The 13,243-nt window shown below is 43.9% G+C and carries 6 protein-coding genes; 2 read left to right on the top strand and 4 right to left on the bottom strand.

The window, feature by feature from the left end:
* Positions 1-126: 126 nt before the first annotated feature.
* On the top strand, positions 127-804 hold the full coding sequence (locus CYLST_RS10170) for a hypothetical protein (protein WP_015207633.1): 678 nt from the start codon (positions 127-129) through the stop codon (positions 802-804).
* 11 nt (positions 805-815) lie between these two features.
* On the opposite strand, the gene CYLST_RS10175 is transcribed toward CYLST_RS10170, so the two are convergent.
* From CYLST_RS10175 to CYLST_RS10190, 4 genes are all read right to left on the bottom strand, one after another.
* The gene (locus tag CYLST_RS10175) at positions 816-3,656 is read right to left on the bottom strand and encodes a zinc-dependent metalloprotease (RefSeq protein WP_015207634.1); all 2,841 of its coding nucleotides are present in this window, start codon (positions 3,654-3,656) and stop codon (positions 816-818) included.
* 636 nt (positions 3,657-4,292) lie between these two features.
* The gene (locus CYLST_RS10180; RefSeq protein ID WP_015207636.1) at positions 4,293-5,537 is read right to left on the bottom strand and encodes a DUF4336 domain-containing protein; all 1,245 of its coding nucleotides are present in this window, start codon (positions 5,535-5,537) and stop codon (positions 4,293-4,295) included.
* 245 nt (positions 5,538-5,782) lie between these two features.
* Positions 5,783-9,460, bottom strand: a complete 3,678-nt coding sequence (locus CYLST_RS10185) for a CHAT domain-containing protein (protein WP_015207637.1) — start codon at positions 9,458-9,460, stop codon at positions 5,783-5,785.
* 205 nt (positions 9,461-9,665) lie between these two features.
* Positions 9,666-10,355: a hypothetical protein gene (locus CYLST_RS10190; RefSeq protein ID WP_015207638.1), complete on the bottom strand. Its 690-nt coding sequence runs from the start codon at positions 10,353-10,355 to the stop codon at positions 9,666-9,668.
* A 274-nt stretch (positions 10,356-10,629) separates the two neighbouring features.
* Between CYLST_RS10190 and dnaX the strand changes: the two genes are divergently transcribed.
* Positions 10,630-13,242 (top strand): DNA polymerase III subunit gamma/tau, encoded by a 2,613-nt coding sequence (gene dnaX, locus CYLST_RS10195; RefSeq protein ID WP_015207639.1) that lies wholly within the window; start codon positions 10,630-10,632, stop codon positions 13,240-13,242.
* Position 13,243: the final 1 nt, after the last annotated feature.

Raw genomic sequence — 13,243 nt, forward strand, 5'->3', positions numbered from 1 at the left:
CTGGGACGCTAAATAGTACAATTGTTCTAGTGAAGAAACTTTTAGTTTTGGCTGTTACGTTCGCTGTTTGAGCGGGCGCTTCGCGGCATCGCCTTTAAAAAAAACCCTTAGTACAAGCTCAATACTATGATGACACCAGTCCAAGGTGCAAATAAGGCCCCAATTAACTCTCAAGCAATTGCTCAATCCAAGTTTGAGCAATACGTTGAACAAAAACCTGATGCGGTCAAGAGCGTTAGTGCGGAAAATTTTTCTTTCCAAACCCTTGCTGAAGTCACTAAGACAATTTTACATTATGCTTTTTGGCTAGCCGAACAAAAACAGCAGCTCTCTTTAAAGGAGTATAGAAAGCTACTTTTTGACCAAGGTTGGGAAGGTGAGGAAAAAAGATATCTCAAGATTGCAGCCGCATTTGGTAAGTTTTCGCCCCAAGATTTCGCACGAGTTGAACCTAGAACTATATATCAGCTAGCTGAGAACAGCAGAAAGTACCAGCAAGTTATAGATAGGCTTTTGGACTTAAGCGAAATCACCCAAGAAGCTGTACGCTCTCTCACCAAAAAGCAGCCTACTTCTAAAGAAACAAGACCTGAGAAACCTAGTATTTGGCGACGGACAAAAAATGGTGGTAGATACTGCCAAGTTCCGCCGATTCACGAAGTTTCAGAGCAGACTGGAACTACTCTGCAAAAAATGATGGATGAAGAAGGATTGAGCGCCCAGCAGATTGTGGCAGAAGCAATTGCGCTGCGAAAGGCATATCAGGAAGGGCGACTGGTACTGAGAGAAGAAAAGGTGGTTTAACTTCGTGACACCTACCGACTTAATGCTTTAGTGATGCGATCGCCAGAAAATTCCAAGTGAGCTAGTGTATAAATATCAAGTTTTTCAGCAAATTGTTTGAGCCTGAGATCAATAGCTGTTTGCAGTTGGTGCAATTCATACCAAGCCAGTGTATGCCCATCTTCAGGTGCATCAGTGCGACGCAACACCATTTCTAGCAAAATATTCAGATGTTCCCGTTGTAATGAACGGCGGATGCTAGAAATTGGCTTTAGTTCCCCTGAGGCTAAAACTTCCGTCCAGACACCTTTTTGCAAGGTGTCGAACAGTTCGGGGATCGAGAGTGCTTGCCCTGGTGGGGATTTTAATTCTATATCCTGTAAACGATTTAGGCGATCGCTGTCTAATAGCGATCGCAATACTCCACTTTGGAAGCGCAAAATGCGATCGTGAATTGGATAATCAAGGCGGTTGTATGGTACAGCGCTACCCCAGTGTTGCCAACGCGACGGCGCTAGCTGATTCAGCAATTGTGGCGAAAAACTAAAAGCATCCTCAGCAAACACATACTCTTGCAACTTCGCCAATGCCTGACGTTGTTTTAAAAGTGAAACTGGTACAAATGCCCAAGAACTGTCATCACTAGCATGGTGACGCCGAAAAGATTGCCCACCAATATATTTAGACAGCAAGGTGGCATTACGAAAATAGTATTTAAGTACTCTATTAAATAAAACGCGCAGGTTACTATAGCTTTCTCCTCTCGATAGATAACCCTGATCAAGGCGCTGCCACATAACTCGAGCATTATCCATCTGCCACTGAGAATAAACTAGCACGTCGCTACTCATATCCCAGACATTTGCCAGCGGATTGATGTCCCAGATATCTTCATCAGTAGCGTAAGATAATTCTGGTTGAGGCGACGCCAGCGCAATCTGTTCCAAAAAACCTTTTTCCGCTTCCGGAATAATTGCCTCAAGTGCTGCATGAGAGCTTTTTTTATAGCCATACGCAATTGCCCATTCGTCATAGGGCCCAACAACCCCTGGAAAATAGTCACCTTGCAGCACTCCCTGCGGTGCTATGTTCACCGGTAGATAGTCCATCACCGAACCCACTAAACCTCTGGTGTGAGTGATTTCGGTGTTATTTAATTCTTGGGGCGCTAACATGGTGCTACCGTGGAAATTGTGGCGCAAACCGAGAGTGTGCCCGACTTCATGCGCGATAAGAGAACGCAAATATTGATGCACATACTCCTTCATCGCTTCACTATTTGGCGTAGTATTTGGCAAAATTGACAACGCCAGCGCCCCCATAGCTGCTTGCTCTGAAGACTCAGCGCCGTAGCAGAAGTCGTTGTCTACTAAAAGTTGCTTTGGAACAGTCTCAAAACCTTTCTGACTTTTCACATCATCTGGAAAAGCTAACGCGAAACCTAACCCCCCAGCCCCCTTCCCTACTAGGGAAGGGGGAGAATTCAAAGCCTCACTAAGAGCAGGAGAGAGGTTTTCCACATCCGGTGAAAAGTCAGCAAAACCTTTCCCTTGACATGGATTTTTTCCCAGTTGCGAAAAATTTCCATTCATCAGTGCGCGAGATTCTTGCTGAATTGAGCGCACCATATTGGCATCGACGATAATATCTGCATCCAATATTTCCCCAGTGAGTGGGTTGACGCGCATCGGGCCACTGGCAAAACCTGCGTCCAGAGAATTGAACCAGCGAATAGTGTTGTAGCGTACATCTGCCGGATGCCAATCAGCATTATCTGGCATTTGTCGAACTTCAATAGCATTTTGAAATCCTGCTTTCTCAAATGCTTTGTTCCACATCAGGACACCTTCACGAATCGCGTCACGGTACAACTGTGGTACAGCATTTTCAATCCAAAATACAATTGGCTTTTTGGGTGGAGATAAAACTGCGTCAGGGTCAGCTGGTTCAAGATGCCAACGATTGATGTAACGTACAAATGGTTCTTGAGCGTTACTGTTAGAAAAATCTTGGAACGCAGTAATAAAATATCCTACTCTGTCATCGGCAAATCTGGGAACATAACCGTTGTTTTCTCTAAGCTGGGAAAAACTGTAGTGTACCTTCAGGGTGAGTGCCCTGCTATCAGGTAAGGTGACTAAATTCGCTCCTTCAAGTGATGAAAAGCCATAAATAGAATCAATCTCTACATTTTTTGGGAAACTGTTAACATCACCAAAATACGACTTGCTTTTTTCCAGGCGATAATCAGCCTGCAAAGAGTATTTCAATAAAGTTGTTAATCCAGGAAAATCCTGCATTAGCAAATCGTCTAGATTAATCAAAATATTTTTACTGCGCGGATCAATACTGTCTATTTCAAGTGAATAAAGAACTGAATCGCTAAATGAACGAGCAAGTGAGCGTTGTTCTGGTGTACTTGGTTCTGTACGGAATTTGACATTACGAATAACAAAGTGCAAATTATTGTTTACTCGCTGGAAATAAAAGAGGAAATCAGAAAGAGGTAATCCGCTATAAATACCATTCTCTCCAACGCCCGATTCTAATGTCACTGTAGCTAGGTAGTTTTTATTTAGCTGCTCTGGCTCAAGTTCCAAATAAATTTGGTCTGAGTCATCACGTCGATAAAGTGTGAAGAGTCCTTCTAGCTTATTGGTACCATTAACTATCTCGCGAAATCGCCAAAAATCTTCCTTTCTAATCTCCCCAATATTGCCATCAGCACTTGCTAAGTTTTCAACTACTGGGAGTGCGTTTAATTGCTGCACATCAAGATTTGAAAGTTGGTTGGCGACAGCGTAATTAGGAAATAGAAACAACTTATACAGCAGTAATGTTAAAATTGCTAATTTCGTTATCCAGTATCTCATCCTTTAGTTTTCCACCTGAAGCGGTTCTCATTTCGAGGAAAAAATGTGGATTACAGCAGAAATCATTTTATTTAGACCACAGCGCAGAGACGTTGCATACAAAGTCTCTACAGGATTTTTAATTTCCCATAAAGTGGTTCATTTACCTGAAAATAGCTGTAATGAGTCGTTTGCAAATCGCCCAAATACTTAGGGCTTGCACACTATATAAATCCACCTCGGTCAGATCAACAATTGTTTGTCACCAGGCAAAACAACGCCACTAGTCTAAAAGTATTGAGTCATTAGATGGCTGTTAGGGCTTTTCAGCGATTTTTCATCTATTAAATAAATTTAACTATACAACAATATTTATGTCTTAAGATAGATGGTTTGTAAAATTAAAGATGTATGTGTTTTTGAATATATCTGTAACTTAAAATAATAAATGTATCTAAAAATACAATTGAATTGCAGGGTATATCGCGCGGAGCGCCCTTGGTCTTGACGAGGCAATCATAGTATCTTTGGAAGCATCTCACTTCAATTGCCGTCTATGGATAACCCGGTTAATCCAACGTCTAAACTCTCGTTTGAGGTGGCGAACGAGAGTTTAGCTCGCAGTATATTATTTTTTAACAGAAATTGAGATTTGAGCTACACCTTGTCTTTGGCTGGAGTCGCAATGCCTCGTCTAAGCAGATCCGCCTCAATTTCCTTGATAAATCTCAAATCTTCTGCCAACATTGGCTGGTTTACAGTTACAGATAAATCCTCACTCGCAGAGGGTTGCTTTTCTAGAAAAGCAAATGCCTGGCGAAATTGATCGGGACTTGCTGAAATTGGCGAGTCAAAGTGACAAGATATAATCTGCTGAAAATCCCAACTCGCCACCTTGTCAGCCCAGTCGAGTACCTGTCTCGGTGCCTGGGGAAGAATCAGAGTTTGCAGAATCGGTGCTACAAATGGACGCCCATTACCACGCAGGGCAGTGAATGACTGCTGCCAGTTCTCTTGCCAGCGAAAGGGAAATAAACCGAAGTACGCCTTTCTGGAACGGTCTGGTGCTCTTTTGGCATCACTAAACATCTGCGAGAGTCCAGTAACTTCCAGCGCACAGGGACGAAAGTAAATTGCAAATAGTGAGATGCGTTGCCATCCCTGACGACGGTTTGCTTCATTATTATCGATGGCTTGAAGTGCATTTTCCCTAGCGTGAAACAGCAAGGGGTATGGGTCTAATTGCAGAATCTCCGGTGGATTTTCAGGTACAGACAGCACAGAATCGGTCACCAGCAGGGTGCGAGATGGCTTGTGAAATACTGCAACTTCTACAAAAGACCCCCGTCCTAGGTTGATGTCTAGCACTTCATAGTCAAACTCATCGCCAAAAGGATTTTGGCTGTTGTCCTCTGGCAGTACCTGAGTGCGTTTTTGGGGAAAACCCAACCAACTGAGGGGTAAGTTAATTGGAAAACTCCACTGGTGTGGGGCAACAAACACCATAGCTGTTGTAAATTTTCTGGCGAAGGGGCCAACAAAGATTTTATGCTCTAAACCAGAACTGGTGGGTAGGATGATGTATTTAACATCACCGTGCTTTGCTACTAATTCGTTAACTAGGCGGATACATTCTGGTGTTGGTGCAACGGGTGCGTAGACGAGGAGACCCCCTGCTTCTAGTTTGACGATGGTCATACGAATCGGCACGATAGTGTAGAGAATGCCGTGTAGCTGGTCAAATGTCCAGATGGTATCCTTAACTATTTCCCGACGCAGTGTCCGCCGGTTGCCGTAAGGATAAAGTGGTAGAGCAGGCCAGAACGGCCATGACCAATCGTTGCTTTGATGTATCTTTTGTTCCTGCGGCCGTTTCCTCGACTTACCTTTCTCAGCGTTCATGTTCGTTCTACCAACTTTTTGCCTCTTTCCAATTTCTAAGATGCGTCAGGGGACGCATCCTACAGGTGGCGTGCGTTAGGGAACGCACTTTATTAGTACTTTTAATGACATTTTCTGTTAATACGTAATACCAATTCCCCATAAGTAAGATTGAAATAATAATAATTTTTTTTGTAGTGAGTGATTTATCTCTCTCTACGAGAATTTTAAGGACTAAAGTCCTTACTACAAGCTTTATTTTAATTTTATCTTGGCTTACCTGTGATTGTGAATGCTGCCCAGTAGTAAGGATGATTATAAATCTTTTTATCGGGTTCTAATTTACTACTTCTATACAGTTGTGTGGCTAAATAAGCTCTGGTTCTAAAATCCTCTGGATGCAAAATATTCAATAAATCTTCATACCATGTTTTCAGTTCTACCGCAGTTAGCTCTTTTAGCCATGCTGTCGCTTCAGCTAAGGCTGTAGTTGCTGATTTATTTGGTTGTAGTCGTCGGTAAAATTCTATCATTACCAAAGTACTAGCAGATGATTCTACAGTCCAGATTGTGCTGACTACATGGGGAACTCCACGACTCAGCAAACCAGTAGCTAAACCCACATATTCACTATTGATGTTCTGGTTGGTAGTACTGGCATTTTCACAAGCCCAGAGGGTAAATAAGTTATAACTTGCTAGAGTGCGTTGGTAGATTTGTTCTAGGATAAGCTTGTCTTCATCGGCTAATGCCAATTCTGATTTTTTTGGATCACTGAAATTATTGATGCTATGACCCGTAAAATTAAATATATTTTTATTTGTAAATAAGGCATTTTCTACATTATTTTTACTTGCTTGTGAACCCTGGATGCGTTGGGAATTCTCAAACATTTTACTGACAATTTCTGAGGCAAATCTGGCAAACTTTGGCGGGGAATAACCTGTACTGTTGGGCTGTTCTACGCTGAGTAATTGCTGCTGCTGCCAAGAGAATAATGACTCTGTTTTTAAGCTCACCCCCATTTGGATGCTAGGCAGATAGGTAATGGTGCAATTCAATTCTAAACTTGGTAACTCTTCTTGAGAGGAGGAAGAAAGATGAAAAAGTGCATGAACAGGTAATCTGTACAAGTCACGGTGGGGAATTAAAATCAGTTGGGTGATGCCTTCGAGTTCTTGAGTAATGGTGGAAATATTCAGGATATTTTTTAACTGCACCAACCTTTTTTCCATATCCACTCGCCAGGAATGGTTGTTTTTTGTTTCTTGTTCTTGCTGGCGATATTCCTGGTATTGTTGATGCCAATCTTCCAACCAATTTTCAAAGTTAATTAAGCGTTGAACTGCTTCGGGTAGGGGAAATTTGGTTCTCTCTAAGGGTGTTGCGCCAACATCTTGTATGGGCGTAAACAACAAGATGGGTGATGGGGCTTGGTCTTTGATAATAAAAGTGTGTAAGGCGGCGGGGCTGATATGCCAGTAAACAATTGCTGTTGTAGGATTGAGCAGTTGTTGAACTGAGTGATAGTTGGGGGAGTAAATATCATCACTCCAACCAGAAAGTAGCCAAGTTGAACAGGTATTTTTTCCCTGTTCGGCGATTTGCCAAGCTTCTACTAAATCACCAGCAGCGACGGTTAAATCAACTGCTAATTGCCCCAAACCTGCAAATTTGAGTGCTAACTGTTTTTTGCTTTCATCAGGGCGAGTTGGTTCATTGAGTAATTGTCGCCATAAATCTATGCCGCTTTGCTGTAATTCTTGTGCTGGTGCTGTATGTCCTAAGCCGATGAGTACTTTGACAAGGGATTGCAAGACTTCTAGATGCAATTGGGGAAAGTCTTCTGGTGTGAGGGTTAACAATGCCTGATCATATTCAGCTATGGCTTGAGTCCAATAATCGCGGGGTGTGGGCTGTTTTTTTCCTTGGTCGTAGTGAGTATTAGCGATCGCTAAATGTAATCTACCCCAACCTTCTGGGTGGGTATCTGGGCGCAGATGTGTTAACCCTGCTTCTAAGCTGGCTAATTTTCCTTCATAGCCTCTCAAGTTCAGGAGGGGATTGGATGTACTAATAATTAAACTTTGAGATGGGTCAGAATTAACTAAATTAAGAGCGGCTGTACCTCTACCCATCCAAGCTTCCCAGTAGTCGAGTTTGATTTGTAAGGCGCTGTCGTAGGAGGCGATCGCTGCTTCAAATCGTTCTAAATAAAACAGTGCTACTGCTTGGTTATACCAAGCAAGGTGGAAATCAGATTTAATGGCGATCGCTTGTTCATAGGAGGCGATCGCTTCTTCGCGCCGTTCTAAGTTATCTAAGGCGATACCTCGGTTATACCAGGCTAGGTAAAGTTCTGGTTGAATTGAAAGTGCTTTATCCCAAGATTCAATAGCCTCTAACCAGCGTCCTAAATTAAATAACACCACACCCCGGTCAATCCAAACTTCTAAGTAGTCGGGTTGAATTAAAAGTGCTCGGTCATAGGAGGCGATCGCTTCTGCATATTGCTCGTCTACAGCCAGGGCTACCCCTCGGTAATACCAGTTCTCTGAATCTTGTGGTTGCAGATTTAAAGCTTGGTCATAACTGGAAATTGCTTCCGATAACAATCCTAACTTGAGCAGCGCCAAACCCCGGCTAGACCAAGCTGCTGGATAGTCTGACTTGATTTTAATCGCCTTGTCGAAGGAGGCGATCGCTTCCTCAAAGTTGCCTAACTCTCCCTGAATTCCCCCGCGATTGTACCAAGCTTTGTAGAAGTCCGGTTTCAGTGCGATGGCTTGGTCATAATTGGCGATCGCTTCCGCAAAATATTCTAAATGAAATAGTGTCAAGCCCCGGTTAAACCAGTAATCAGAGATATCGGGCTGAAATTCAATCGCTTGGTCATAAGACGCGATCGCACCTAATAAATCCCCTGTTCTAGCTTGCTGAAGACCTCGGTAAAACCATGCTTGCCCTTGGGTAGTCGCAGTTACTAAGGCTGTCGGTTGCTCAATGATCTCTTTTTTAGCAGACTGTAGATTATTGCTTTTTTGAATTGCCAATTCTGAGGCGAGTTGCTGAACTAAATTGGCACTTTGATCCAACCTCCCTAACAACTCATCTATGGCGTAAGCTACCTTTGGCTCCAAATTCACCAACGACTGATCCCTGGTTTCTTCTCCTGAAGATGCAGGGGGAGTAAGGCTAGGTTCTGGCGTTGCGGTTTCTTCTCCTGAAGATGCCGAGGGAGTAAGGATAGTTTCTGGCGTTGCGGTTTCGGCGTCTTCCCCGTCATCTTCCCAAATTAGTTCTCCTAAGTTGCCGATCTGATCAGCTTCAGAGGGAGCGAGGAATTCTACAAACTCTAAGTTAGCAGTCAAGTTTTCTTCAAAGGCAAGGTGATCTGCTGTGGTGATGGTAACTTCTTCGGAATCATCGAACCATAAGCGATCGCCTAATTTGCGGACTAACTCTTGCCCAGGAGAGTCTAGCAGGTTTTCGTTTGGCTCTGTGGATTCCAAGAGTTCTGGCTCCTCATCTCCATAATCTTTGCCTAAGTTTCGCCTCAAAAGCTGGATGCCAATGTCGTAAGCAAGTTCGCCAACTTTGCCGATTCCCAGTTCACCCAGTTGCACCATTCGCGTTGCTAATTGATGATTTGGTGCAGGTGAAGCTAGCAATTTTTCGCCAAACATCAGCAGCCAATCTATCCAGCGCTCAACAGTAATGCGATTTTCCATTCGCTGCAAATACTTCAGCGCCCACTGTTGTCCTCTGGCTTGATACACCCCTTCTAGCAATTGGGTAAACAAAAGCTCCAAATCCGCATTGGTGAGTTCAGGTGGTGCTTCTACCACCTTATGTATCCCGGCAGCGTTTAGAGAATGAGTCTGCTGACTGTCAAAGGGATGCTTCAAAAACCTGTCAAAACACTGCGATAGCCACCTGAGCATCTGCTACACTCTTGGATTTTGTCTCTCCTAGATTGTAGCTATCGTTGTGTTAAAAAAATCATGAATTACAGGATATTACGGGAAGAAGAGAAAATCACTCAGCCTTAGATGACAGGGTGAAAACTGCGATGCTTCCAGCGGGGCGTAGCCGATCGCACTTTTTCAACCTTTCCAGTAGACACAATAGATACAAGCACTGGACAGTTTAATTATCTCTTGGCAACTCTTCCTCTTCTTCCTCTGGGGCAGATTCACCATTAGCCTGCAATTGGTCAATCAATGCCTGGATGAGAACTTCTGGATCATCTGTCTCAATTGCTAACTGTTCGGCAACTTGCTGGCGTAAGTTTTCATCCTGCTGCAACATCAGAAATAACTCATCTAGGGTGACGGTTTGCAAATCTTCCCCTGGGAGGCTTTCTTCTAGTTCAATAGAGGTGTCTTGCCCCAGAAAGGTAGCAGCAAAAGCATCTGGCCCTTCATATTCCCATATTGGTTCGCCTTGAATTCGCGTCAACAGTTGCATACCAATATTGTATGCAACGTCGCCAACTTCACCGACACCCAAATCACCCAACTGCACTAACCGCGCTGCTAATTCATTATTAGGTGTACGTGAAGCTAGCAATTTTTCACTAAAACGCTGTAACCACTCCACCCAGCGTTCTGTTGGGACGCGATGCTCAATATTATGCAGCCACTTTTGCGCCCACCCTTGTCCTCGTGCTTGATGCACTCCCTCTAAAAGATCGGTGAAGAGAAATTCCAGATCTGTATCGCTAAGGGGTGGCGCTAGTTCTTTTTGCACATTCACCCGATTTTGGGAGTGCGTCCGTTTTCCGCCAAACAAGCGTTGAAAAAACTTTTTGAGCCACTGAACTAGCCGCCTGAGCATCTGCCACACCATTGATTGTTGCTTGCTTAACCTAATTCACATTCTGCCACGGGGCTAAATTTTTTAACTAGAAATTTCTCACATCTACAGGATAAACGACCCAAAAGGGGATTGGGGAGACAAAAGGAGAAATTTATTGAATTCGGCTCCTAGCATTAGCAATTACCAGCATTTTTAGGAGCGGGGAATTTCCATGAAGTTGTTAAAATAGGTGAACGCCAAACTCGACTGGGCGCTAAAAACCAACATTAAAAGGCATTGAAACTCTTTCTCCATGTCTTACGAACCGCTGCACCACAAGTATCGCCCAAAGAGTTTTGCTGAACTGGTGGGACAAGAGGCGATCGCTACTACCCTCACAAACGCGATCGCCAGCGCGAAAATTGCCCCTGCCTATTTATTCACTGGCCCCAGAGGTACGGGTAAAACTTCTAGCGCCCGGATTTTGGCAAAATCTCTTAATTGCCTCAAAGGTGACAAACCTACTGCTGACCCCTGCGGCATCTGTGATGTTTGTCAGGGAATCACCAAGGGCTATTCTACAGATGTGATTGAAATCGACGCTGCCAGCAACACTGGTGTCGATAATATCCGCGAACTGATTGAACGGGCGCAGTTTGCCCCTATGCAGTGTCGCTATAAGGTTTATGTGATTGATGAATGCCTAACTGGAGATTCCTTAGTTTTGACTAATGAGGGACTTGTCCGAATCGATGACCCTAATATCAAAGGATCTAAGGTTCTTAGTTACAATGACTCATTAGACAAGTGGGAATTTAAGCAGGTTGTTCGGTGGTTAGACCAAGGAGAACGGCAAACTCTTGTTATCAAGACAACTAACCGAGAAATTAGATGTACAGGTAATCATTTAATCAGGACAGACCAGGGATGGATACCAGCAAAAGCCGTAAAAGAAGGAGTGAAGATACTATCCCCTGCCAATGTGGATGCGGCACTTTCATTTACAAATTTGGTGTCGATGGACGAACCCGGAGATTTGTTAGCGGACACCAGTTTAAAGGCAATACCTACGGGCAAAAAACCTACAACCCTGAATCTATCCTTAAACAAGCTGAATTACTCCGACCTCTCTGTGCTTGCGGATGTGGGGAAAAGCTTGATTGGCTGGCAGACCTCAAACAATATTCCATCCCCACAATGGATTACAAGTTTGGAAGTGGTCGAATCTGTTCACCTCGCTGGAGTTGAGCAAGTTTACGATATTGAAGTTGAGGATAATCATAATTTTGTAGCTAATGGGCTTTTAGTGCATAACTGCCATATGCTCAGTACCCAGGCATTCAACGCGCTACTAAAAACTCTGGAGGAACCACCGAAACACGTAGTCTTTGTCTTGGCGACAACTGACCCACAGCGAGTATTGCCGACGATTATTTCTCGCTGTCAAAGGTTCGATTTTAGACGGATTCAAATAGAGGCGATGGTCAAGCATTTAAGTGCGATCGCTAAAATAGAAAATATTCAGATTGCAGCAGAAGCCGTCACCTTGATAGCCCAAATTTCTCAGGGAGGATTGCGGGATGCCGAAAGTCTACTTGACCAATTAGCTTTGTTATCGGGGGAAGTATCACCAGATAGCGTTTGGGATTTAGTCGGTTCGGTAAGTGAACGGGATTTGCTAGAACTGTTAAGTGCGATCGCTCAAGATCATGCCGAAGTTGTTCTGGACTACACCCGCAAAATCCTCGACCGTGGACGAGAACCTTTAACTATTCTCCAAAATCTCGCCGCATTCTACCGCGATTTGCTGATTGCTAAAACCGCACCTAACCGCCACGACTTGGTTGCTTGTACTCAGCAAACTTGGACAGCGCTGGTAGAGTTAGCCCAAAAGTTGGACATGAAAATAATTTTGGCTGGACAGCAACACCTGCGAACAGCAGAAGTGCAAATTAAAAACACAACCCAGCCGCGTTTGTGGTTAGAGGTAACATTACTCGGATTGTTACCCAGTGCGACGAATATTCAACCACAAACCCCAAGTATCTCACAGCGAGTGAACACACCTGCTGTATCTTCAAGCTATCCTCCAGCAGTAGCCCAAAATCACCAAGTTGCTGCATCGCTAACAAATTATCCACCAACAAATCACAATCCTCCAGCAGTAGCCCAAAATCACCAAGTTTCTGCAACGCCAACAAATCAAAATTTAGCGGCTAACTCAGTTTCACCACCAACCCCAGAACCTGTATCTGTTCCTGTCCCACCTGCAATCATTGAACCAGTAATCCCAGTATTACCCTCAACTGAGTACACTCAAGTTTGGCAACAGGTACGTGGCAATATCCAGCAGTTCTCCACACAAGCTTTACTGGGGCAAATGTGCCATCTCATTGAGTTTGATGGTGCTGTGGCTCGTATTGGTGTTCAACCTAAGTGGTATGAAAAAGTTAAATCTTATCTGCCTATAATTACAGCAGCTTTCCAGCAGACCTTCCAGCGTGAAGTTCGGGTAAATCTAGAACAAGGAACTGCTGCAACTCCTACTTCAGCTAAAACACCCCCTCCATCAAAAGACTCTAATCGCGTTCAGCAGCTAGCTACACCCAGCTACGAAAGGCAAATGCCGCCGCTAACGCCACAACCAATACCACAACCGATACCACAACCAACACCACAACCAACGCCAGCAAAAATCGAGTCAGTGGCAACTAATACAGGAATCGTGCAAACTTTGCCACCACCGCAACAACCGCTAACACCCGTAGCTAATTACCAAAATGAGGAAGTAGAAGGTGCAGCTAAACGGCTAGCAAAATTTTTCGACGGTCAAATCATCCGCCTCTCCCATGATGCAATAGATTACTCTGAAACTGTCACTGTGCCTGATTCAGTATATGAATCAGAAATTGATGATGATTGGTGAA

Origin of the sequence: Cylindrospermum stagnale PCC 7417, assembly GCF_000317535.1 — a bacterium.
Classification (GTDB): Bacteria; Cyanobacteriota; Cyanobacteriia; order Cyanobacteriales; family Nostocaceae; genus Cylindrospermum; species Cylindrospermum stagnale.

Bases quoted from the DNA above. Each gene is read 5' to 3' on its own strand.
- CYLST_RS10170 (WP_015207633.1), top strand. From the start codon at position 127: ATGATGACACCAGTCCAAGGTGCAAATAAGGCCCCAATTAACTCTCAA.
- CYLST_RS10175 (WP_015207634.1), bottom strand. From the start codon at position 3,656: ATGAGATACTGGATAACGAAATTAGCAATTTTAACATTACTGCTGTAT.
- CYLST_RS10180 (WP_015207636.1), bottom strand. From the start codon at position 5,537: ATGAACGCTGAGAAAGGTAAGTCGAGGAAACGGCCGCAGGAACAAAAG.
- CYLST_RS10185 (WP_015207637.1), bottom strand. From the start codon at position 9,460: ATGCTCAGGTGGCTATCGCAGTGTTTTGACAGGTTTTTGAAGCATCCC.
- CYLST_RS10190 (WP_015207638.1), bottom strand. From the start codon at position 10,355: ATGCTCAGGCGGCTAGTTCAGTGGCTCAAAAAGTTTTTTCAACGCTTG.
- dnaX (WP_015207639.1), top strand. From the start codon at position 10,630: ATGTCTTACGAACCGCTGCACCACAAGTATCGCCCAAAGAGTTTTGCT.